The sequence below is a fragment of the Fusicatenibacter faecihominis genome (genome assembly GCF_020686945.1).
In the GTDB taxonomy this organism is placed as follows: domain Bacteria; phylum Bacillota; class Clostridia; order Lachnospirales; family Lachnospiraceae; genus Limivivens; species Limivivens faecihominis.
Genome location: NZ_JAJEPR010000001.1, coordinates 122,799 through 148,361, shown reverse-complemented (window position 1 = coordinate 148,361; position 25,563 = coordinate 122,799). Strand labels below are relative to the sequence as shown.

The window sequence follows — 25,563 nt, the reverse complement described above, 5'->3', positions numbered from 1 at the left end:
AAAAGACCACCGCTTTCGCGGTGGCCTTTTTCATTTCTCAGAACAATTTATCTCTGTTCTTTTTTCTTACGTCTTCTGACACCATAACCGGTTCCGACAAGGGCTGCCATCATCATAAGAGTCAGGTAGAAGGCGATGTTTGTATCGTCTCCTGTCTTCGGCGTTGTTGTCGTTGTCGTGGTGGTGGTCGTAGTCGTACGGTTCGTCGTACTTGTCGTCGGCTGTGTAACCGGCTCTGTATCCGGCTCTTTTGCCTTGGAGTTCGTTATCGTTCTCTCAACAGCTGTGCTGTCAGAGGAAATCTTACAATAACTTGCATCCAGAGTTACCGTATACCCGAAGTCGCTGTCAACCGGCACGCCATCTTCGTCTGTCTCTGCCAGATAATACTCGCCGTAAGGCAGTCTGTCGAAGACGACGGTTCCGCTGGACTCATCATTGAGCTCCAGTTTCTGAATATCTGCACTTGCCATGATGGTATGAGCCGCATCGGTGAACAGTGCAAAGTAGAAGGTATCAGTTACGTTTCCGGGCTCGCTTCCGATCAGAACCTGTTTGTTTACCGTGATCTTACCATCGTTATACGGATTCTCCGGCAGATTTCCGTTTACATAGTTGATGATCATGCTCTTGCCCATCTGACTCTTCGGAGTCAGGCTTACCTTTCCATCCAGGATTTCATTGGAATCGATCACGAAGGATTCGCTGATCGGATTACCAAATTCATCGGTCTCTGCCACATAATAGGTGCCATACTCCAGATTTGTGAAGATCGTGGAGGTGGTGTAGGACTGCTGTACCCGCAGTGCCTTTACGCTGCTGACACGCTGTGTGCATGCCTCATCGGCAAACAGAGCGGTGTAGAAGGTGTAATCATCGATCGTCTTATACTGGTCTTTATATTTTACCAGTTTCTGAACGATGACGGAAGCATCACCGGATGCTACCTTATCGTCCATGACGATCTTCTGGATCTCATTGTTGCTGTTTACGGTAAAGGTAATATCCTTTGCCAGGCTGTATCCGGACGGTGCGGAAATCTCGGTCAGGGTGTAAGCTGCACCTGCGATCAGTTTTCCTTCAAATACCTTGGGCTCTCCGGTGGAGATCCAGTTCAGGATAATCTCTCCGGAAGCATCCTTCAGTGCCAGATGAGCTCCTGCAAGCTCTTTGTTGTTCGTTACATCCATCTTGGAGATCTGAACTCTGGTCACATCATCCTTCATGACAACCTTTGTTGTTGTTCCGTCTGTGTTTACAGTAAAGGTCACATCCTCAGCGAGGGCATATCCATCAGGTGCTGCGGTCTCTCTTAAGGTATAAGTTCCTGCCGGAAGTCCTTTGATGACTTTTGCGGTCACATCGGAAATCCAGGACAGCTGCTCACCGTAAACGGTCTTCGCGATCTCGCCCTTCTCATCAAGAATCTGAAGAGTTGCTCCCGGCAGCTCTCTGGTTTCATTGGTAAGAGCAACCTTGCTGATGGTCACATCGGTAGGCGCATCTTTCATGACAACTTTGTTCTCTACAGTCAGGTCATCGCTTATCGTAAATTTCACATCTGCTGCTACTGCAAAACCTGTCGGAGCTTTGGTCTCGCGGAGGATATACTCTCCAGCGGGCAGGCCCTTGATCTGTTTTGCGGTTTCTGCGGAAGTCCATTTCAGTTCTTCACCAAAGATGGTCTTCACAACTTCTTTGCCTTCTGTATCCATGATCTGAAGCTCTGCGCCCGGAAGCTCCTTCTCTGCATTGGTGATATCCACCTTGCTGATCGTTGCTTCGATGGCTGCATCCTTCATGGTTACTGTTTCTGCTGCTTTCAGCTCATCGGTAATGGTAAACTTCACATCCTTCGCGATGCTGTATCCAGCCGGTGCGCTGGTCTCTCTTAAGGTGTACTCGCCAGCCGGCAGTCCCTTGATGACCTTAGCCTCGGTTCCGGATACCCATTTCAGCTCTTCGCCGTAAACGGTCTTCACGATCTCGTTTCCATATTTATCCATTACCTGAAGGGTTGCTCCCGGAAGCTCTTTCTCTGCATCGGTGATATCCACCTTGCTGATCTTCACTTCGGTTGCCTGATCCTCCATAACTGCTTTGTTTGTTACTTTTCGGTCATTGCTTACGGTAAATTCTACATCTTTTGCAATGGTGTAACCGGTCGGTGCTGCGATCTCACGGAGGATGTAATCTCCTGCGGGCAGGCCCTTGATCTCTTTTGCTTCCTCACCGGAAATCCACTGCAGTTTCTCACCGTAAACGGTGACTGCGATCTCCTCGCTGGTGGTGCCGTCCTCTGCCGTCACTTTCTTCAGAATCTGAAGGGTTGCTCCCGGCAGTTCTTTTGCCGTATCAGCCATATCTACCTTGCTGATCACGGTCTCAATCGGTGCATCCTGCATCTCTACGGTTTCTACCGCTTTCAGCTCGTCGGTAACGGTAAAGGTTACATCTGCTGCTACCGTGTAGCCATCCGGTGCTGCACTCTCGCGGAGGATGTACTCTCCGGCAGGCAGTCCCTTGATGTTCTTCGGCTCGCCGGTGGATTTCCACTCCAGCTTCTCGCCGTAGATGGTCGTTACTACTTCTTCTGTCTCGGTTTCTTCTCCGTCATCAGTAACTGCGGCCGCTTTTTTCAGAATCTGAAGCGTTGCTCCCGGCAGTTCCTTGTCTGTTGTAATATCGGTCTTGCTGATATTTACCTCGATCGGTGCGTTCTTCATCACTACCGTTTCTGCTGCTTTCAGCTCATCGGTAACGGTAAATTTCACATCTTTCGCAATGGTATAGCCATTCGGTGCTGCGGTCTCGCGAAGGATATACTCTCCGGCGGGCAGGCCCTTAATGGTTTTCGGTGTCTCACCAGATACCCACTCCAGCTTCTCGCCGTAAATAGTGATTACGGTTTCTTCCTTCTCAACTTCTTCACCAGCATCTGTTGCTGCTTTCACTTTCTTCAGGATCTGAAGAGTTGCTCCCGGCAGTTCTTTTCCGGTAGTGATATCGGTCTTGCTGATAATAACCTCTGTTGCCTGATCCTCCATGGCAATCGTATCGATCTCAGCCTGTTCTCCGTCTACACTTCTGTAAATCTTTCCTTTTTCAACGGTAAAGGAAATCGGATCTGCAATCGTGTAACCAGTCGGAGCCTTGGTCTCAACCAACTGATAGCTACCGTCCTTCAGACCGGTGATGGTCTTCACCAGTGCATCCGCTGTGGTGGTCCATCTCAGAGTCTCATTGTAAACGGTTCTTACGACATCACCGTTCTCATCCTGTACCTCAAAGGTTGCTCCCGGAAGATTCTCTGCAAGGTCTGCCAGATCCTTCTTGGATACGGTCAGCTGGCTGGGAGCGTCTTTCATGGTAACTTTGTTTTCAACATTACGCTCTACTGTAAACTTCGCATCTGCTGCTACTGTGTAACCATCCGGTGCTGCAATCTCACGGAGAATGTAGTCTCCGGCAGGCAGGCCTGCAATGCTCTTCGGTGTCTCACCGGAAGTCCATTTCAGTTCTACACCATAAATAGTGGTTACAATTGTTTTGCCTTCTGCATCCATGATCTGAAGTGTTGCTCCAGGCAGGTTCTTGCCAGTCTGAAGATCTGTCTTGCTGACAGAAACTTCGATCGGAGCATCCTCCATTACGATCGTCTGAGCTGCATCCAGCTTATCGGTAATCTCGAAAGGAATCTCTGCTGCCACGTTGTAGCCATCCGGTGCTGCGGTCTCGCGGAGAATGTAACTTCCAACTGCCAGTCCTTCAACCACCGTTGCCTCTTTACCGGAAGTCCACTCTTTTACAAGTTCTTCCTTACCATCAGCTGCTTTTTTCACGATCTGAAGCGTTGCTCCAGGCAGTTCGCTGTTGGTCGTGATATCGGTCTTGCTGATTGTTACCTTGGTCTTTGCATCCTTCATGGTAACTTTCTGGCCGATCAGTTTCATATCATCTGTTACGGTAAAGCTTACATCAGCTGCCTTGGTATAGCCTTCCGGAGCTTTTGTCTCGCGGAGGATATAATTTCCAACAGGCAGACCCTTGATCTGTTTTGCTTCATTTGTGGAAGTCCATTTCAGTTCTTCACCAAAGATGTTCTTCATAACTGCTTTGCCTTCTGCATCCATGATCTGAAGCTCAGCTCCAGGAAGTTCTTTCTCTGCATCGGCAATATCTACCTTGCTGATGACAAGCTCTGTTGTCTGGTCTTTTACAGTGATCGTGCTGATCTCTGTTGTCTTGTTATCTACGGTTCTCTTGACAATTCCTTTTTCAACTGTAAAGTCGATCGGAGCTGCAATTGTGTAACCAACCGGTGCTACGGTCTCAACCAGCTTGTAGCTGCCATCCTTCAGACCGGTGATGGTCTTAACCGGCTCTTTCTCACTGGTTGTCCACTCCAGACGATCCTTGTAAATGGTGGTTACAACATCACCGTTCTCATCCTGTACCTCAAAGGTTGCTCCCGGAAGATCTGTCGTACCTGCCAGATCCTTCTTGGATACAGTCAGCTGGCTGGGAGCGTCTTTCATGGTAACGGTCTGAACCTTACCGTCTTTGCCTACCTCAAAGGTAATCTCTTCCGCATATTTGTAACCATTCGGTACTGCGGTCTCAGTCAGAGTATACTTCTGACCGGCTTTCAGGATACCTTCGATATAATGAGGCTCACTTCCACTGATCCAGGAATCAATGACTTTGCCGTCCGCATCTCTGATTTCCAGTTTTGCTCCCGGCAATTCTGTCTTATTTGTTACATCAATCTTGGAAACCTTAACCTTAGTCAGATCATTGACAAACTTCAGGTCTGCTTCTTTGGTATCACCGACAACTTCTGCCTTTAAGATTCCGCTTCCGTCATCGCTTACCTTTACTTTTACCGTGTACTCGGCTTCGTCGTAGAGAACTGCGCCATCGGTACCCTTAGTCTCTTTTACGGTGTAAGTATGCTCACCCAGAACACTGGTGTCGTCCGGAGTCAGTTTGTAGCTGATCTTGCTGAAGGTGATCTTGCCATCCAGTGCGTTGGTTCCCTTCGCTACTTCTTTTCCGTTCTCCGTTACAGTGAACTCATACTGATTTGCCAGCAGTCTTGTCTGTACATCCTCTGCATAAGCTTTGGATGCGGTCAGAGTCAGCTCGCCGTCTGCACGGTAGGTGTTGGTGAAGACTGCTTTGTCAACAGGTGCAAGCTCTCCGCTCTCATCTGCTTTGACGATGGTCTTCTGAACATTCAGCTTTCCTTCGCCTTCGTAAGCTTTTTCCTCATCATTCTTATGAATGGTAACTTCCGGAATCAGCTTACCTTCACCATTGTCTCTTACATAAACCGTTACATCGTAAATTGTAGAGTCATAACTATAACCATCTTTGTGATCGTCTACCTCAGATACGGTATAATGATAGGTCTGATTAATATCTTTCTCACTATAAGAGATTTCAAATTTATTTTTACCTTCATTATCATTAACAATCTTCTGGTACTGACCATCACCCTGCAGTACAAAGCTGAACTTCGGAGTTGTTTCATCAGAAAGGGAACGGCCAGTCAATACTTTCTCCACCGGAAGAGTCAGACTTCCTGACGGAGTATACTTATTGATAAACGTCAGTTTATCGGTATCTGCCCGGCTGCTATTTGTACCGGATGCCAGTTCCACATTCTTCGTTACAAGAAGTTTGCCGTCTCCATTATCCTTTACATGTACCGTGACTCTGTACATCCAGTCACAATAGTTGTAATAAGAAGCATCTCCTTCTTTCTCTTTTACATAGTAAACAAAATCTTTTCCATCTTTTACTGCTACATGACCAACGATGTTTCCATCTGCATCTCTCACAGCAAGAGAATCCTGATCATAAGCTAACTCAAAGGAGAATTTGCCATCCTTATTCGTCGTTTCCTTGATCAGCTCCTGATTTTCATCCAACAGCTGGAAGGTAAACTGATCATCTTTCAGATTCTTATGATCCAGATACTTGATTCCATTTAAGGTAATAGAACCATTTGCTGTATAGGCGTTTTCAAATACTACATTTTCCGGTTTTACTTCTGTTGCTGTTTTTGCTTCGTCAGCAGAAAGGTTACCTTTATAGTATTTAATCTCAGGCGTTACGGAACCGTTCTTACCGTCTTTGATCGTTACGAACGCAGTATAAACAATCTTAGAGAATTCGTATCCTTTCTCTGCCATATCTGCATCTAAAACTTCTTCCATAGTATAACGGTATGTATTTCCGATATCCTCATGCGTATATTTCAGCTTGTCTGAACCAAGAACAACTTCTGAACCACTGTTCTTCTGGGTATCAATTACATTACCATCATTATCCTTCAATAAGAAAGTAAACTGACCATTTTCCAAACTTCTTCCGGTTAATTCTTTCTTTGCTTTCAGAACCGTGGAACCACTTGCTGCATAGGTATTGTTAAAGATAATTTCTTCTCCACCAGAAATTGTCTTCTCAACCGTAAGTTTTCCGGTACCCGGATCACTTACTTTAACAGTCACCGTATATACCGTTGAATCATAAGTATATCCCGTATCTGTTCCAGGAATCTCTACGATACGATAGGTATAGGTTCCCGTCTCATCTTTATCTTTGTTCTTCGTGTAGGTAATTGCAGGGAACGTAATTGTACCTGTTGTTCCTTTAACAGTAACCGTTTTTTCCGCTTTAGCATTTTCGACAGAAATCTTACCATTTGCATCTTTAGTAAGAGTACTGTTTTCATCCAGCAGAGCAAATGTAAATGTCTCTCCTGTTGCATCTTTACCTATTACATTTTTAGCTGCGGTAAGTTCCAGTTTATTGCTTGCTTCATAAGAGTTGGTAAAGGAAGGATTTTTCTCGTTTTCTTTATCATCTTTCAGTTCCTTACCCTCAGCATCTTTTACAACCTTTGTTACCGTCAAAGTACCGTTATCATTATCCTGAATCGTCACAATAACTGTATACTTAGTTGTATCATAATGATAACCTGCTTCTTTACCATCTACTTCAGTTAACGTATAAGTATAGGTCTTACCAGCATCCTTTTCTGAGTACTTAAGGTTAAATGTAGCTTGCCCAGTTGTCTTATCTACCGTTGCAGATGTCTGACTTGCTTCCGGTGTTCCTTCCGCAGGCGTCAGTACAAAGGTAAAATCTTTTGTGGCAGCATCGTTAAGCTCTCTGCCCTCAAGAATTTTATCTACAGTTAGAGTCGTACTACCTTTGGCTGTGTACTTGTTTTCAAGAGTACATTTTTCTTCGCCATCATAAGTAGCTGTTACTGTAAGGTTACCATTTCTTCCATTTGCACCGGCTGCTCCCTCGCTGACAGTTACTACCACATTTACAGGATCTGCATAAGCATATCCGTAATTTGTGTCATCAATTGTAGAAGTGTCATTCGCTCTCCGAACCTCTTTGATCACATATTTGTGCGCACCTAACTGATTCTCTTTAAAGGTCAGTTCCGGGAAAGTTACTGTAGATGAAAGCACACCGGTTTCACCTGCAACAGTCTTTGTGTTCGTTACAGCCTTACCATTTTCAACTGTATATACACCAGTTTCTTTTCCAGAATCATCCACTTCGTACAGTTCAAAGGTAAACATGCCATCTGTGAGGTTTTTACCTGTCAGAGTTTTTGTCAGAGTTAACGGAATCGCTCCTGTTGCTTCGTATTTATTAGTAAATACGAAAGCCAGGGGAGCATCACTTTTATCAACTTTCCATGGTGTTTCGGAACCATTCTTATAAATCGTTTTTGTAATAGAAAGTTTTCCGTCTCCACCATCTTCTACTTTGACATCAATATTATAGTAATCTGTAGAGTAGCTATACCACTTCTTATTTAGGTCTTTTGTCTCCCGTACCTGATAATAGAAGGTCTTTCCAATATCACCAGCTGAATAAGAAATGTTTGAAAATGCACTTACTGTTCCATTTTCTGGAGAAGTAATCGCCTCTTTCTTTCCATTTCTATGCTCGCTGTCCGTTCCCTCATATAAAACAAATTCAAAAGACTTATCCGTCGGTACAGCCAGTTGTGTTTCTCCATCGGTAGTAGAAACCACTTCTTTCTGAACACTGATAGATAATCCACCTTCTGCATTATAAGTATTGGTAAAGCTAACTGCACTGCCACCGACTACACTCGGAATTACATTAAGTGTGCCGTCTCCCTTATCACTTACTGCCACGGTTATCGTGTAAGAAGCGGTGTCATACTTATAATTGCCAGACGTATAGCCATTATCCTTTGTTGCATCTGCCGGAATAACTTCTTTCAGATAATAGGTATACGGACTATTTTTGATATCGTCCTGCGTATAGTAAGGTGTTTTAATTGTAAACTTACCATCTTCACCGTTAGACACTATACAGGTCTGAGTAATTCCATTTGTATCTTTATAAGTAACAATCTTTCCATCTTCATCATATAATGCAAAATTAAAGGTTGGAACGTTACCTTTGATGTTTTCAACTGTTTTGGTTCCGCTGATAGAGCTCTGGCCACCTGCTTTGTAAGTATTGGTAAAGGTAACCTTCTTATCCTCCACAATGGCTCCGGTTCCAGAAGAAACATTATACGTTGCTGATGCTACCAGTTTGGTTCCGGCATTATCAGGTGTAACCCTTACTTCCATTGTTACTACTGCTGTAGAATAAGTAACACCTGGAACTTTCTTACTATCTGTCGGTACTACCTCGCTGATTGTATAGGTGTATGTACCTGCCTTCTCATAAGGAATCGTATCAAAAGTTACCTTACCGTCTGCATCAACACCCTTTGTCTGAAGCGGATTTCCATCTTTGTCTTTCAGTACAAATTCAAACTCACCTGCACTGAAAGTCTTTTCATTGACAAGCTTTCTGTTTCCAGTCAAATTTTTGTAAATTACCGGCTGGAATCCCGTAGCGGTAGCGCGTGTATTGGTAATAGTAACAGTACCGCCACCTTCCGGAACTTCCTGAGGAGAATTTGTTGAATAATTATTTTTAACGCTCTCATCCTCTAACTCAACAACCCGATAATAAATCTTTTTGCCATTTTCATAGGTAAGAAGATCGGACCAGATCGCTTTTTCCCAGGTGTTTCCTGTTCCTTTAAGAGTCTGAGGATCACCAACCTTCTCCCAGGTCTTTTTCGCATCTGAACTCTTTTCAAGCTGGAACTGAATGCTTTCCGGACGTTTCTCATCCTTATTATTTTCATCATTCCAGTATTTGGTTGCCTCGACCTTAATCTTAGTCGGTTTGTAGGTGTTCGTAACAGTGATTGTCGGTACTTTATCAATCTCCTGTACTTCACCGTAACTTACCGTATAATGAGACGGAACGGTCTCTTTTACACGATAGCTTAACTTCTTGCCAGACTCATAGCTGGGAAGATCCTTCCAGATATAACTCCAGGAACTGTCTGCGTTCAGCTCAACCTCACCTGGAATATCTTTCCAGTTTTCCTCTTTACTCGTATCTGTGCTCTTCTGGAGTTTTACTTTGACAGATTTCGGGCGGTTTCCATCATCGTTTGTCTCGTCATTGCCAGACCATACTTTTACCACCTTTAAATTCTCTTTAGCAGGAATGTGAGTGTTGGTAACGGTCAGGGTCTTGTCATCAACTTTACTTGTATATCCAAGTTCAGCTAATTTGTCTGCATCAAACTCCGTAAATTTGCCATCTGTAAGGGTACCTTCTTTGACGGTATATGTAATTTCTTTACCGTCCTTATACTTCGGCAGATTAGACCATGTATATTTCCAGTTATTACCCGTACCTACTTTCTGAATGGCGTTTACAGTTTTTCCATCCCTATCTTTCGTTACCTGCTCGCCATCTGCAAAGAGGCATACATATGCGTTGACATTCTTTCTCAGGCCATCCTGATCATTCGCGTCATCCCACTTCTTAGTAACAGTTTTTTCAACTTTCTCCGGTGTATGCGTGTTTGTAATAGTAACCGTTCCGTCCTGTCCTTTTACACCCCGCACTTTTTCATTCGAGTATTGATAGCTGGCAGAATACTCATTGCTGAACCAGCTTTCTTCTACTGTATAAGTGATCTGTTGTCCATTGCTGTCTACTTTGGGCAGATTGTTCCAGGTAACCTTCGTATTTGCCCAGCTTCCAGACGCATCTGCTTTCAGTTTTACCTGGCTGTTATTGGTGCCACTTACAATTTCACCATTAACGACATCCGGAGCTGCTACATTTGCGTTCTGATAATTTGCCTTTAAAGTTACTGTGATTTCCGTCGGCCGTTTGCCATCCTGGTTCTCTGCATCATTCCAGCTTTTGGTTGCGCTTACAGAAATTTTTGCTATATTCGGAATTGAAAAAGCTGCGGTAGCGCTGCTAAGCTGTGTCACTGGATAATTGGAATCCTTAAACTCCTTCTCACCAGCAATCTGGAAATAGTAATATTCGGAATTTAACTGGTAACCAGCCGGGGCCGTTTTCTCATAGAAACGATATTTTACTCCGGAATCCAGCTGTAATGCGGGATCTGCATCAGTAATTTCAGGTGACTGACCAAAATATGCAATTCCTGCATCCTTTCCAGTCGTTACAGTAGTTACCTCCTGCATGAAATCCCATTCTTTTGAATTCTCGTTATAACGCTCCAATACGAAAGTTGCCCCAGTAAGCGGCTTTGAATTTTCCCGGTCATACTTAAAAATTTTAATATAAGTTTTTCCCAGGGTAATTCCGCCTTCTGTTGTCTGTGTCTTTGTAACGGTACCATCCTGACTGCTGGTTTTCTTTACACTGCCAGCAGAAAAGTCTGCAGTATTGTCCCACTCGACATCACCAACTCCGGAACCCACCTGAACATTAGCCTTATAGGTTACATAATAGGTATGATTATTACCTGCTTCCGGATTATGAATTTCCAAAGTAAATTCATGGGTAGCCTCACTATACTGGATCGTATAATAGGGACCTGCTACAACGTCTTTTCCAATAGTCTCTCCGGCACCATTCTTTACAACAACACTGCTCAGATCCAGCGCCATCGTAGAAGACATCTTATCCTTCACCGTATAAACAGCGCCCTCACTTCCTGATATCAAAGAGGCATTTCCTTCATTGATGATCAGCTCGAACTCTGCCACATAATCCTTTGTCTTCTTATCCTTATCTGTCCAGGCATCCGGATCTTTCAACAATACCTTATCGAAGACATTGCTGGGGATTGTTACCGTTGTGTCTGCGGAACCTGCTTCTTTATCATCTACCAAAATTTTCGCTACATTCTTAGCTTGAATGGTTTCTCCCCGATTTACTCCTTCTTTCGTCTTAGTTTCATATGTTACATAAATAACATCAGTGGTCGAATCTGAAATTTCAAACTCAATTGTAATTCCTTCTTCTGTTTTGCTTACTCTACGACATGGCCTTGTTGTATCACCCTTGGTCAAAGTTGCAGAACCTTCTACATACTCTTGACTGTCTGGTAACGTATCTTTAATAGTCACTAAACCACTTGCAAAGTTATTTCCCGCTTTATTAACTGTTACTGTCCAAGTAATTGTATCTCTCGTGCTATCATACGAACCGTCCTTCTGGAAGTTATCATCACGAACCGTCGTATCAGCAGAACCGGAGCTTAACTTCCCATTGCTGTTTAACTCACCTACATTAGACAGAGTGCCATTTTCATTTACTTTCGAGTAATACTTGATTTTTACGGTCTCTGCCTGTTTCAGAGTAAGTGCCGGGAAAGAAAGCTGGAAAGAATTCTTTGTCTGATTCGTCACTTTGACATCCAGACTGCTTCCATCTCCTTTAGTCACTTCAATTTTCAGATACTGATTATCAGCATTAGTAGAAAGAGTGCCTGCAAACTCATGAGTTCCGTAAAGCGTATCGGTATAGGTAATTTCACCATCCTTGTAAGTTCCTTTCGGAATCGTAAGAGTTGCTTCCCAGGGAACGTATTTTCCATCTTCTGTCGGTTCCACTGTTCCAGCAGTCTTCGTCATTTTTCCGATTCCATCACCGGTACCTGGCTCTAAGGTCACATGAGACTGAGACGGGAATTTTCCATTTACGGTTGCCGTATTGTATGCATCTGTCTTTTTATCGACTTCTTCTGCTGAAGTAGCATAGGTAAAGGTATATGCTTCTTTTCCGGCAGTATCCGGCATGGTATAGGACCAGGATTTTCCGTCACTTCCCATGGTGACTTCATCCCAGCTGATGGTATCCTTTCCATTGATTTTCGGACTTACCTGAATCGGCTGACTCTTATCATAGTTCAGTTTTCCTGTAAGTCTGTCACGGATAACCAAGCCAGCTACCGGCTGATCTCCTTCCGGATTCAGAACAATCGTCCATGTTGTTTTTCCGGTATTCTTATCTACACCATTATTGGACTTATTTAACCAGATATGTTCATAGGAGGCATCTCCTTTTACAGAGATCACCTTATCATCCACCGTAATCTCTGCGCTGTTGTCCAGTCCCGGAATTTCTCCATTATAATTTAGGAGAACATCCTCTTTAATTTTTGCTTTATAAGTAAGTTTATGCTCACCTTTGCTCAAAGATTGAATCGTGACTTTAAAGGGATTTGCTGTCGTATCTGTTGTAAAACCGCTCTTGCTTCCATCCAGTTCTACACTGTCTGCCACCAGTTCCAGACTGCTGCCCAGTTTATCCGCAATTACTGCATCAGAAACATCCGCATCTGCATCCAGCGTGATTGTGAAAGTAAAGGTTTCTGTTTCTTTATCATAGGCACTGGCACTCTTATTAGCAGCCAGTTTACCACCATCTGTCAGTTTCACAGTTACCTGTGCTTTACCACCGAAATCAATTGTAAATTCTTTATCTGTCTCCACATTGCTCCGGTCAAACTGTGCCCGTACAGTGATCCATCCTTTTGCTGTAGTAGAACTATTGATTTCCTTATTGAAACGAATCTTAATTGAGCCATCTGTCTCTACATCATATTCTCCTACCAGGATTTTATCTTCCGTTTTTAACTGGTTATTCGTAGATGGATCCAGTTTCGCAATACCTTTTGGCATCTGATAAACCACAATCGTCTGCCCTGTTTCTGGATCGTATACAGGAAGCTGATTCGTTCCACTCTCTGCAAATTCCAGATTCAAAATGAACCAGCCGTTGTTTGCCATGGTATCGCCTGGATTATAAGGTTTTCCATCGCTTGTCATGATCGTGGCACTTGTAAGGAAGTCCGTCAAGTCGACAGACCCATTCGGAACAGCAATTCCATTCTCTCCTTCACCAGCCTGTGCTGCCGCCTTGGCTTTGGCTTTCGCTTTCCTCTTCCTGCTCTTTGCTTCGGTCTCGATAACCGCCTCGGTCTCGCTCTCCGTTTCGGTTTCAGCGATTGTCTCGGTTTCACTCTCTGTCTCAGCAACGGTTTCGCTCTCTGCTGCTTCTGTCTCACTCTCGGATTCTGATTCAACCTCAGTAGCTGCTTCTGTTGCAGTCTCACTTTCAGTCTCGCTTTCCACTACAACCGCCTGTGTACTGATCACAACCACGGTACTGTCAGTCTGGATGCCTTCGATAATGTAATCGTTGGTCTCCGGAGTTTCATCGTTGGTTCTGGCAGGGATGGTTCCGTCTACCAGGATACTGGTAACTTCATAGCCCTCTGCCGGGGTTACGGTGAAGACGATCTTGCCGTCTTTGGCCATAGCAGTGCCATTGGTTACGTCTGCGCCGTCAACCGTTACGCTCGCACCTTCCGCACTCTGAAAAGCCACGGTATTCTCTACTGCAGCGCTCTCCGGAGCGTTGGATTCGGTTTCTACTTCTGTGGCTGTTCCATTTCCATCCGGAAGCGCATAGGTCACTTTGGCAGTGGTGCTCTGGATGGAGCAGTTCGCCGGAACAACGCCATTAGCGCCGATGGCCACATCAAAGGTAATCTGAGTGCCCACCTCAAGTGTGGTATCGATGAACTCGAACTCTTCTGTGAAAGACTCGCCCTTCTTCAGAATGTATTCCACATAAACCAAACCGTCTTTGTCGGTTTTCAGCTGAAACTCACGTTTGGTTTCAGGATCGGTAAACTTGCCGTCTTTAAACTGCGGATAACCGGCATTTTTATTCCAGGCATAAAGTCTGGTTTCAACGGCATTCACGCTGCTGTCAGCGCTGAGCTCATAAGTCACTTTCAGCTTTGCAGGCTCTCCATCCTTCTGCGTGGAAGCTTCCTCTGTTTTCAGAGTCAGGCTTCCTGTGGCAGACGGTGTGGTCTGCGGCTCTGTCTCGCTGTCTGCTGTTGCTGCATCCGCTGTAGCCTGGGCCTCTGCGGCCTGTCTTGCTGCTTCTGCATCTGCGGCGGCCTGGGTCTCTTCGGCCTGTCTTGCTGCTTCTGTGCCTGCTGCAGCCTGGGCCTCTTCGGCCTGTCTTGCTGCTTCTGCATCTGCGGCGGCCTGCGCTTCCATTGCCTGTCTTACCGCCTCTGATTCTGCTGCCTGGGCTGCTTCGGCCTGCCTTGCTGCTTCCGCTGCCTGGGCTGCTTCGGCCTGCCTTGCTGCCTCTGCTTCTGCGGCCTGCCTTGCTGCCTCTGCTTCCGCGGCCTGCCTTGCTGCCTCTGCTTCTGCGGCAGCCTGAGCCTCTTCGGCCTGCCTTGCTGCTTCTGCATCTGCCGCTGCCTGTGCCGCTGCCGGATCTTCTGTCTGTGCTTCCGTCATGGATTCTACAGCGTATGTCACGTTAGAATCGCAAAATACCAACATCACAGCCAGAAGCATCGCAATAATTCTGGACCATTTTCTGTTATTCATAACTTTTCTCCTTTCTCTTCACCCTGTTCTGTTGTTGCCAGAGCGCTGTCCATGATTTTTAAAAGTTCCAAAGCACTTCTGAATTTCAAAGATTCATTTTTTTCTGCCCAGACAATCTCACCCTGCCAGGTGGAATTCTCCAGGTACTGTACATGTACAACAAATGTGCCCTTTTTTCCAAGTGTGTTTCTATTCTTTTCGTCCTGCAAGCATCTCACCCATCCTCCCATCTGGTTCTCTGTTTATAGAAACTTTTCTATTTCGTCAATTATACCAAATATACTCTTTCTTAACCTCTTTCGTCTATGCTATTTTTCATATTTTTTTGTGCCTTTTGAAAGAGTTTTATCGTATCACTGGTGTACTGTCTCATTATACGAAATATGAATGGGACAGTACACTACATTTCCAGCGCGTTATCCATGAGCTTCAAAAGCTCTAACTCACTGCGAAAAGAGACATTTTTCCCTTTTTCTACCCAGCGTATCTCTCCCTGCCAGGTCGCGTTTTGCCGGTACTTAATATGTACAAGAAACGTATCAAGTTTTCCGCTGTGGTTCGCCACCTCGCGGCCCTCCAGGACTTTTTCCGGCTTCAGAAGCCGCTTTTCTTCTTTCTCCTGAAAACTACGGATCTTCACCGAAGACTGAGGATAATCGATGCGGTCCAGAAGTCTTTCTATTATTTTTATCAGCTGATATTCATGGGCAAAATACATTGCTTCCCTGGAATAACAGCAATACACCCTTCCGCTGTTCTCTCCATACTGTCTGTCGTCCACACAGATACAGAGGAGATCCGGTGCAGCCAGATTGAATCGAATTTCTTCCATATAAATGTGTCTCTCCTGTTATTTCTGACTGATCTTCCAACAGTCTGCCGCCGAATGAAAGGAAAGCGTTTCCCCGTCCTTCTCTTCCCGGAGTTCTGCCACAGAAGCCATATAGTAATTGATCCGGAAATGACCGTTAAACTCTTTTCTGAAATTCCGGTCAATTCTGGCCGAGAGCACCTGGCAGTTCTCCAGAGTCGTCCCGGAAAGCATGACCAGAAACTGGCTTTCGTTGTATCTGGTGTAAAAATCTCCGCGCCTGAGAGAATTGCAGATCGCAACTCTTAAGGCCTCCGAAGCCTCCCTATTCCGATCGGTTCCCATACGGATCTCTCCATTTTTGTCCGTCAGCGTGCAAAGCATGATATAGACAGAGATCCCGCTTCGCTCCATCATGCGGCTGATCACATGATAAATGTCAATAAAACTCGGAAAAGAGCAGTAATAGGCCCCCTTCTGCTCTTCTTTTTCCCGAAGGCCTTTCTTGATCTCCTCCAGCGCCCCCACGGACTGCTGAATCCGGTCGCTCATGAGCCGGAAGCGCTCCAGCATCTCCTCGGAAGGCGGAAGTCCCAGATCATCAAAAAAATGTTTCGTCGCTTCTTTGTAAATGGCCATGGCGTCCTGATAACGGTTCATGGCTATCAGGCTGTCGATGCGCCAGAGCTGCCACTCTTCAAAGGGATACATTCCTGCCGCCGTTGTGGTCAGCTGGTAGATCGTCTCATAATAGCGTTTCTCCTTTAGAATGGTGCAAAGTTCTTCCAGTGCTTCGAAATAAAGATCCCGATAATGAATATTTGCCACTGCTGCCCAGTTTTCTCCGGTCATATTCGGAAGAAGCTCTCCGGTATACAGAGCACAGGTTTCTTTTAAAAGCTCCGTTTTTTTCTCTTCGTCGGTCTCTTTTCTGCTTTCTTCCAGTTTTTTTTCAAAAACAGAGAGGTCTGTCTCCACAGGAATCACGGAATCCCAATAGTAAATTCCTTTTTTCAGGTAAAAATACTTGCCTTCGGGCAGACCTGCCGCCTCCAGCTGCTTTCTCAACCGGAAAATCGTATTGTTCAGGCTGCCGTTCCGGTTCTCCACATCATCCCGACCATACAGCTCTTCCAGAAGCCGCTCCTTCGCTATCCCCTTTTCCAGGTGAAGGAACAGAATCTGCAGAAGCTGTGTGCTTTTTGATATGTAATTTCTGCCAAACACCAGTGTTTTTTCCTGATAAACCATTGAAAAACCTCCCAGCATCCGTACCTTCAAAATCTCTTCTTCCATTGAATTATCCTCCGTTATTTAAACAGATAATAACATTGTACATCTATACAGTTAACAAGTATTACTGTAGAAATTTTTATTCCCTTTTTATCACAGATTATACCACAAGATCCTCTCATATTTCTCACTGTTTGCAAAAATTATTTACTTTTCGTCCCTTTTATTGTATGATGGCATGAGGCAACATCAGATACGTCCATTTAGAAAGGCAAGGGCATCTATGAATCTGGCAAAACGACTGATACGGATCTCTGCGGTAACTGCGGCCGCGGTCCTCATGTATGAAGGGGCAGTAACCCTGGACCGGACAACGGAAGCGAGCGCTTCCCTGCAGGCAGACGCATCACCGAATACAAAGGAGAAAGCTCCCGAGACAGATATTATAAATAAGGAAACAACTGCTGAAACAGAGACGGAAACGAAAGAAGAAACCGAAGTTCCTGTGAAAAATTCCAGCAAAAAGACTACGCTTTCCACAGAAAAATCTACAGAGAAAAAGACCCCTCTGAAAAAGGAAACAGAAAACGAGACGGAAACCGAGTCCGGGAGCGAAACTTCCAGCGAGACAGCGACGGAAACAGAAACGGAGATAACGACAGAAACGGAATCCAAAACAGAAACCGAGTCCCAGACTCCCGGAGTCACCCCGGAGGAGGAATCCGAACTTGCTTCCGAGGGCATCCGTACGGAAACCCGTTCAACGGAGAAGGATTCTGAATTAAAATATTATCTGACCTCCCAGTATCTTCTCGTTCCTTCTTTCAAAAATCTGAAAAAAGATCTGAATGAGATGATCGATACTTACGAGGGTTCCTGGTCCATCTATGTGAAGGATCTGAAAAGTGGAATCAGTCTCACCATCAATGACAGACCCCAGGATTCCGCAAGCCTGATCAAACTTTACATAGCCGGAGCCGTTCTGGAGGAAATCCAGAGTCAGGAACTGGAAGAGACAGACACCATCGATCAGCTTTTGAGCGATATGATCAGCCTCAGCGACAACGAGGCCGCCAATGAGCTGGTTCGTTATCTCAGCGATTCCCACGACCACAGAGATGGCATGGAAAAAGTAAATGATTTTATCGAGGAACACGACTTTACGGACACCCATCAGTACAACGGTCTGGAGGATTCCAACCTCTGGTACGGGGATGAGGTCAACGTCACCTCCGTCAAGGACTGCGGCCGTTTCCTGGAAGAAATCTATGATGGCGACATGGTGAGTCACCTGGCTTCCCGCCAGCTGGAGGGCTATCTTCTGAACCAGGATATCACCTGGAAAATTCCCGCCGGTATCCCTTCCGAGATCAAGACCGCCAATAAGACCGGTGAAAAAGACAACACCCAGAACGATGTCTCGATTGTATACACGCCCTACCGGGATTATATCATCTGCGTTATGGCCACGGATCTCACCGACGAGGACACAGCGGTGGAAAATATCCGCGCAGTCTCTGGAAAGGTCTATGAATTTTTTCAGGAAGCAGATACCGTGACAACGGAAAATGAGACAGAATCAGAAACGGAAGGAGGTTCCTCAGATGTTTCGGATGTGGGGGAAGATCTGGAAGGATAATCATTTATTAAAAGATACGGTTGTGGAAAATGATGCGAAAGACACCAGAACCCATAAGATCTTTCAGGCTCTGGAAGAAATCTGCTATGACTTTGATCTGGGAAAGCCCATCTGGCTCTCCTCCAATGTGTCGGAGTTTCAGCGCCACAGCAAAACCCGTTTCAGAAAAGACAGTTTTATCGAGGAAATTCCTTTTGATTATCTGGAGATACAGGTGATCGAGGAAGACGATTCCTATGATCTTTAAGATAAAAACCGGAATGGCAGTTGGTCGTCATTCCGGTTTTTTGTTTGTGTTAAGTAATGTTTATCCATGCATATGTTACCCCAAAACATGTTGTATACAATCTGTAATTAAATTCTCATTCTTGTATACAATCCTTATCTCGGCTTATAACCACTCGGATTTCTCTTCCGGCTCTTCGGTGGTTTCGGTCTCATCGGCGTATGTTTCCTCGGCAGGCTCTTCTTCGGAGACTTCCTCGGCAGCCTCGTCGTCAGCTTCTACAGCTTCATCCTCTGTCTCGTAAGCTTCCTCATCTTCTGCTGCGTCTTCGGTCTCCCCGGCTTCCGTTTCGCCAGTTATTTCTTCTTCGGACTCGGTCATTTCGCCGTTTTTTTTAGCCTCTTCTTCCTCGTCCTCATCTACAACGCGCATCTCTGCCTCTGCCACAGACTCTTTTTTCGCCTGAGCTTCTGCTTCTCTGCGAACACGCTCTTCTTCTGCTCGGGCAGCGCTCTCAGCCTCGACTCTGCTGATCTCATCCTGAAGACCTGCAATCTTGTCATTGCTGTCTTTAATCTGGCTCACGAGCTCGGCCAGCTCCTCAGCTACATCATCCTGAAATTTATCATAGTATTCTCTTCCCAGGTTCTCGTAGATCTTGCTCAGTTTGCGGTTTTCGTCAGCGATCTGAAGTTTTAAGCTTCCGATGTCAGTTACTTCCTTTGCTTTCCGTACGGCCACACGGCTCACGCCGGAAAGTTTCTTGCTCAGTTCATCAAAAAATGCCATAGTCTCATCCTCCTTATTTTATCTCTTCTATGTTTCTATATACACACCTCATCAGCCTTTCCCGGGTTTCTACCGGAGCCCAGGCCATGTGCGGCGTAATAATCAGCTTTCTGCTGTCCTTGATGGCAAAGAGAGGATTTTCCGGACGCATAGGTTCCTGACAGAGGACATCCAATCCGGCTCCGGCGATCTCTCCCTCCTTCAGGGCGTCCGCCAGATCCTGTTCCACCACAAGGCCGCCTCTGGCTACATTCACCAGAAAAGCGCTTTTCTTCATTTTCCGGAAGGCTTCCCGGTTCATAATTCCTTCGGTGTCCGGATTCAGCGGCGCATGAAGGGAAATCACATCGGAGCGCTTCAAAAGCTCCTCAAAATCCACCCGTTCATAGGGCTGATCCGTATTTCTTCCGGAAGTAGAATAATAGATCACATGGCAGCCAAAGGCCTCGGCAATGGACGCTACCCGCTGACCGATGGCTCCCATACCGACAATCCCCCAGGTCTTCCCGTCCAGCTCGGAGAATTTTTCATCAAAATGAGAAAAACCGGGATTCGTACAGTAGGCTCCTGACTTTACATAGTTGTCATAGTAAGCCAGCCGATGGAGCACATAGAAAAGCAGGGCGAAGGTATGCTGCGCCACCGCATTCGTGGAATAGCCTGCCACGTTTTTTACCTGGATTCCATGGGAATTGGTATAGTCAAAATCGATATTATTCATGCCGGTGGCGGTGAGAGCCACCAGTTTCAGATGGGATGCACCGGAAAGAGTCGCTTCATTCATCGGAATCTTGTTGACGATGATCACATCCGCATCCCTGGTCCGCTCCGGAACCTCCTCCGGCTTTGTCAGTTCGTAAAAGGTCACATGTCCGAGCTCTGAAAAATAGCTGAGATCCAGATCATTGCCCAGAGAACCTTTTTCTAGAAAAACAATCTCCATAATTCTCCCGTTTTTTAAAGAAGGGCACGACAAGACAACCCTGCCGCACCCTCCTGTTTTTTTCAATTACAGTCTTTTTAAGAGCTCTTCTCTTTCTTTCTCGTAGCCCGGTTTGCCAAGGAGAGCAAACATATTCTTCTTGTAGCTCTCAACGCCCGGCTGGTTGAAGGGATTTACTCCCAGCATGTAGCCGCTGACGCCTACTGCGAACTCGAAGAAATAGAACAGCTCACCGAGAGTGTACTCATCCTGCTTCGGGACATTGATCATCAGGTTGGGCACCTGACCATCCGTATGGGCAAGAATCGTGCCGTTCATGGCACTCTTGTTGACAAAGTCCATATCTTTGCCAGCCAGATAGTTCAGACCATCAAGGTCTACCGGCTCTTTGCCGATGGTGATGGTGGCTTTGGGCTCGCCCACATTTACAACAGTCTCAAACATGATACGCGCGCCGTCCTGGATAAACTGACCCATGGAATGAAGATCTGTGGTCAGATCTACGGATGCGGGGAAAATACCCTTCTGGTCTTTACCCTCGGACTCGCCGTACAGCTGTTTCCACCACTCGGAAACATAATGCATGCTCGGCTCATAGTTTGCCAGAATCTCAACGGATTTTCCTTTGTTGTGAAGGATGTTACGGATTGCTGCGTAGAGGACTGCGTCGTTCTCCTCGAAGGGAGCGTTCAGTGCTCTCTCTCTTCCTGCTGCTGCGCCTTCCATCAGTTTGGTGATATCAGCGCCGCTGACAGCGATCGGAAGAAGGCCTACAGCGGTCAGTACGGAGAAACGGCCTCCTACGTCATCAGGAACAACAAAGCTCTCGTAGCCTTCCTCTGTTGCCAGATTCTTCAGGGCTCCCTTGGCCTTGTCGGTGGTAGCATAAATTCTCTTTGCTGCCTCTTCCTTACCATATTTCTTCTCAGCCATTTCCTTGAAGATACGGAAAGCGATGGCCGGCTCTGTGGTGGTACCGGATTTGGAAATAATATTTACAGAGAAATCACGGTCGCCGATCACATCGATCAGATGCTGGAGATAGGTGCTGCTGATGCTGTTTCCGCAGTAATAAATCTCCGGCGTTTTCCGAACCTCTTTCGGAAGGTTATTATAAAAGCTATGACGCAGGAACTCGATGGCAGCTCTGGCTCCCAGGTAAGAACCGCCGATGCCGATCACTACCAGAACGTCGCTGTCGTTTTTGATCTTGTCGGCAGCTTTCTGGATTCTTGCAAACTCTTCTTTATCATAGTTCACCGGAAGGTCGATCCAGCCGAGGAAGTCGTTTCCAGCGCCGCTTTTCTCCACCAGGATATTTTTGGCGGTCTCAGCGATGGCCTTAATGGAAGTAATTTCATTTTCGCCAATGAACTGCATTGCTTTTGAATAGTCAAATGTAACTCTGTTTTCCATGTCCATTACTCCTTTGTGAATTATATACTTACCACTTTTCCTTATTTTATCAAACTTACCGCACAGATTCAAGTCTATTTATTAGCGAGAGAGTAACTATCCGGGAGCCACTATCCCGCGAGGTGTTTTGGCATGAATATGCCAAAATCCCGAGAGTTGCAGCAAAAATCCCATCGCCAAAGGCGATTTTCATTGGATTTTCGCTCGTAACTGTGAAGATACTGAACAGTTACGATAGGAATTCCTTCAGCACCTCCCGTATGATACGTTCCTGCTCCGCCGGGTCCATGTTTTTGAGGATTTCTGCCTTCCGCTCTTTCTCCGCCTCCGCACCGGCCGCTGCTTCCCCTACGGAGGCACGAATCCGTGAGAGATCTGCCTTGAGATCCTTCTTTTCCTGCTGCATTTTGACGGCTGCCTTTTTATTTTTTCGGAAGGGAAGCTTGTCCGCTGCCGCAGCGGCCGTCTCAAGAGGAGCAAAACTCTGCTCCCGGCTGCCGTTCGCCTGTTTGCTCTCCTCGGAAAGGGCCGGCTGACCTTTTTCCGGGGAAGCGGATTGTTTGCCGTTCTTCACAACTGCCGCCGTGTTTCCGCTGTTTTCCAGCATATCAAGAAGGCCGGTCTCCAGATAGGAACGGCGGTAACGGACGTCCGTAAGACCATAGAGCAGGCCCATAACTGCCGCTGCAATGCCCATAGCCCAGAGATAATTCTGCCGCAGGGCCGCTCCCATCCGAAGATTTCCCGCATAATAATAGCCCACAAGGCCAAGAATCAGACTCAGAACCAGAGCCACAGCGCCTGTCCGCCGCCACTGATGCAACGTCCGGCCCAGATGGCGGTACTGATAAAGGCTCCTCTCAAGAAAAGCCCGGGTATTGACGCTTCCGTCTCCCATTCTCTTCAGGAGGCCATACCTCTGCCGGATCTGACGGATAAACTTTCCTTTGGCTGCCCGCTCATTTTCCATATCTTTTATCATCCTGCTGTAGATCCCCCAGAGCCAGATCTGGCTTATCACACCGAAAAAGCAAAGAATCCCGATTCCATAGAACAGTAAGTTCTGCTGCATCACTGTCTGTAACATATGAATCCCCCTTTTGAAATGCGGTAACTGTTCAGGAGCCACTGTCCCGCGAGGTGTTTTGGCATGAATATGCCAAAATCCCGAGGGTTGCACGCAAAAATCCCATCGCCGAAGGCGATTTTTGTTGGATTTTTGCTCGTAACTGTGAAGGTACTGAACAGTTATATGAAATGTGATTGTCCTGCACCAGAAGAGCCGGTCTTTCTTCTGATGCGGAAGCTTGCCCCGCGGGCAGCGGATATCATGCCCCGGTCGTAGGGCCATTATAATCCATCCCAAAACTTTTGCAAGCATTTTCGTTTGACAAAAAGCGCCTCGAAAAGGGGTTCAGGTACCTGAAGAAATGGCTGAATAACCTTAGATGAGCTCCAGGAAATGCTCAACCAGCTTCACGCAATGCTCTGCGGCCTGGGCCTCGAAGGTCGGATAATCCATGCTGGCGCTGTCATCGGCCTTATCGGAGATGGCACGAAGTACCACAAAGGGAACGTCGTTTAAGTAAGCGGCCTGAGCGATGGCTGCACCTTCCATCTCGGTGCAGTAGCCCTGGAAGTTCCCGGTGATGCGGTTCTTTACCTCTTTGTCTGCGATAAACTGATCGCCGCTGACGATTCTTCCGCGGAATACCTGAATCTCAGGATTTACCTCATGGCAGGCTTTCTCAGCCAGTTCCACGAGTCTCTCATCTGCCTTGAAAGAAAAGGTGTCCATCTGAGGAATCTGTCCCAGCGGATAGCCGAAATTCACGGCATCCATATCATGATGAACCAGATCAGTAGAAACCACAATATCTCCGATATTGATCTCTGCCTTCAGGGAACCTGCGATACCGGTATTGATGACGGTATCTGCCTTAAAATCATCCACCAGGATCTGGGTGCAGACAGCCGCATTAACTTTTCCAATGCCGCTTCTTACCACAACAACCTCTTTTCCGCCGAGAACGCCCTCACAAAATTCCATATGGGCTTTCTTTACGGTTCTTCTCACCTTCATGTGCTTTTTGAGGGTCTCTACTTCTACTTCCATCGCTCCGATGATACCTACTGTACTCATGTAAAACTCTCCTTTATCTATTTTTCCTTACTGATTCACTCGTCTATTCGTGACAGCTTTCAGTATAACTGAATTTCAGGGGTTTGTACAGAGTCAGACGCGATTGATATGAAGGATATACGAGCGGTTGTAGAGGCTCTTTCCACTTTTGGGCGCGTACTCGACCATCAGGACCGTGTCCTTTCCAATAGGAAAGACGCCTCCATTTTGCAGCTTCTTCGCCGTTTTCCAGACGGGGCCGGTCTCCTGGCCTTTGTAGTTGTAACGGATGCTTACGACCTTATAATCGGAAGGAAGGGTAATCAGGAGCCTTGCCTTCTTCTGAGCGGTTTTGATACGCACTGCCCCTGTTGACTGGTTCAGTTTCCTGGTAAGATCAAGCGCTCCAAGCTTCGCGCTTTTCACAAAATCCGTGCGGAAAGTCACCTTGCAGGAGAGACGGTAAGTCTTCCTGTTCTGCTTCACGGTAAAACTTAAGACCGTCTTTTCCCCATTTTTCAGGGAACTGGCGGAGAGATAGATCTTCTTATAGGGAACGTCCGCCACCGCTTCAATATGGCGGTTGCTGGATTTGAGGTTGGTAATCACTGCTTTGGAGGAGAGATTGCCAAGGGCAAGTTCCCCCGTGCCCAGAAGATCATAGGAGACGATGTTTTTCCGGGTCATGGGATCATGGAAAGTCTGCTTCTGGAAATAGACCGTTTTTGTCTTTGTGCAGGAAGGCTTTACCGCTGCCGCACGAACGTTTCCGAAAGGCAGGACGGCAAAAAGACAGAGTGCCCATAAAGCAATCATGAAAAATCTGTATTTTTTCAGGTGTTTTCTCATAAATAATTTCTCCTTTTTATCCGCCGGAGGCTTCCAGATAGGCCAGAATCCCGCTGCAAAGGGCATGGGCCACCTGTTTCTGGTAGTCTTTCGTGGTCAGCTTTTCCGCTTCCTCATAATTGGAAAGAAAACCGCACTCGGCGATGACCACCGGCGTTTTTGTTTTTTTCAATATGTAATAGGTATTGTTGGCTTTGATCTCCCGGGGCCGCGTGATGGAAAGTTCCTGATTCAGGGCTTCCTGGAGGCAGGCCGCCGCCTTCTGGCCTTCGGAAGACTGCGCATGATAAAAAACCTGGGGCCCCCGGACAGATTCTGCCGGGTAGCTGTTCTGATGGACGCTGACAGTCAGCTCCGCTCCGGCCTCGTCAATGATCGCGCAGCGGGCCCGCATATCCGCCTGTTTTTTGTTCTCATCTGATTCCTGATAAAGGCCGCCTGCATCGGACCGAGTCATGACCACCTGGATTCCGGCCTCCTCAAGACAGGCTTTCAGCTCCTCCGCAATGGCCAGATTCACCTCTTTTTCACGGGCTCCGTTAATGCCGATCTTTCCAGGATCGCTTCCGCCATGGCCGGCGTCGATGACCACCGTAGCGGTCACGGCCGCCTGTTTTTCTTCCGTCACGGCCTCCCCGGCTGTCTTTTGTATACCCCGGGTGAACAAAAGGCCCAGCCCGGCAAAAAGAAGCACCCCAAGAATGGTCTCCATACTGATTTTTTTCACGCTTTCCGGCTCCTTTTTCACGATATCCAGTCTT

12 protein-coding genes are annotated in these 25,563 nt (G+C 46.4%); 2 read left to right on the top strand and 10 right to left on the bottom strand.

Translation table 11 applies throughout. The features are described 5' to 3' along the window. Positions 1–47: 47 nt before the first annotated feature. The 3 genes from LKD71_RS00655 to LKD71_RS00645 form a co-directional block, all read right to left on the bottom strand. Positions 48–14,774 (bottom strand): SpaA isopeptide-forming pilin-related protein, encoded by a 14,727-nt coding sequence (locus tag LKD71_RS00655; protein ID WP_227613958.1) that lies wholly within the window; start codon positions 14,772–14,774, stop codon positions 48–50. Between the two features lie 400 nt (positions 14,775–15,174). Then, positions 15,175–15,606 carry a hypothetical protein gene (locus LKD71_RS00650; protein ID WP_227613957.1) on the bottom strand — a complete coding sequence of 144 codons (432 nt, stop codon included), beginning with the start codon at positions 15,604–15,606 and terminating at the stop codon, positions 15,175–15,177. 18 nt (positions 15,607–15,624) lie between these two features. Next, on the bottom strand, positions 15,625–16,881 hold the full coding sequence (locus LKD71_RS00645) for an AfsR/SARP family transcriptional regulator (RefSeq protein WP_227613956.1): 1,257 nt from the start codon (positions 16,879–16,881) through the stop codon (positions 15,625–15,627). Positions 16,882–17,101: 220 nt separating this feature from the next. Between LKD71_RS00645 and LKD71_RS00640 the strand changes: the two genes are divergently transcribed. Then, positions 17,102–18,457, top strand: coding sequence for a serine hydrolase (locus tag LKD71_RS00640; RefSeq protein WP_227613955.1), 1,356 nt, complete (start codon positions 17,102–17,104; stop codon positions 18,455–18,457). After that, positions 18,423–18,704: a hypothetical protein gene (locus LKD71_RS00635; protein WP_178044811.1), complete on the top strand. Its 282-nt coding sequence runs from the start codon at positions 18,423–18,425 to the stop codon at positions 18,702–18,704. The genes LKD71_RS00640 and LKD71_RS00635 overlap by 35 nt, the downstream gene beginning before the upstream one ends. 144 nt (positions 18,705–18,848) lie before the next feature. Here the strand turns inward: LKD71_RS00635 and LKD71_RS00630 are convergent, their stop codons facing one another. The 7 genes from LKD71_RS00630 to LKD71_RS00600 all read right to left on the bottom strand — a co-directional run bounded on the left by LKD71_RS00630 (position 18,849) and on the right by LKD71_RS00600 (position 25,529). After that, entirely contained in the window at positions 18,849–19,472 is a 624-nt protein-coding gene (locus LKD71_RS00630; RefSeq protein ID WP_227613954.1) for a hypothetical protein, read from the bottom strand. 13 nt (positions 19,473–19,485) lie between these two features. After that, positions 19,486–20,415 (bottom strand): D-2-hydroxyacid dehydrogenase, encoded by a 930-nt coding sequence (locus tag LKD71_RS00625; RefSeq protein ID WP_227613953.1) that lies wholly within the window; start codon positions 20,413–20,415, stop codon positions 19,486–19,488. Positions 20,416–20,481: 66 nt separating this feature from the next. Next, the gene (locus LKD71_RS00620) at positions 20,482–21,831 is read right to left on the bottom strand and encodes a glucose-6-phosphate isomerase (RefSeq protein WP_227613952.1); all 1,350 of its coding nucleotides are present in this window, start codon (positions 21,829–21,831) and stop codon (positions 20,482–20,484) included. A gap of 229 nt (positions 21,832–22,060) precedes the next feature. Then, entirely contained in the window at positions 22,061–22,918 is an 858-nt protein-coding gene (locus tag LKD71_RS00615) for a hypothetical protein (protein ID WP_227613951.1), read from the bottom strand. 357 nt (positions 22,919–23,275) lie between these two features. Continuing rightward, positions 23,276–23,974, bottom strand: a complete 699-nt coding sequence (locus LKD71_RS00610) for a 5'-methylthioadenosine/adenosylhomocysteine nucleosidase (protein WP_227613950.1) — start codon at positions 23,972–23,974, stop codon at positions 23,276–23,278. A gap of 93 nt (positions 23,975–24,067) precedes the next feature. Beyond that, positions 24,068–24,802 carry a hypothetical protein gene (locus LKD71_RS00605; RefSeq protein ID WP_227613949.1) on the bottom strand — a complete coding sequence of 245 codons (735 nt, stop codon included), beginning with the start codon at positions 24,800–24,802 and terminating at the stop codon, positions 24,068–24,070. 16 nt (positions 24,803–24,818) lie between these two features. Beyond that, positions 24,819–25,529, bottom strand: coding sequence for an N-acetylmuramoyl-L-alanine amidase family protein (locus LKD71_RS00600; RefSeq protein WP_227613948.1), 711 nt, complete (start codon positions 25,527–25,529; stop codon positions 24,819–24,821). Positions 25,530–25,563 lie beyond the last annotated feature (34 nt).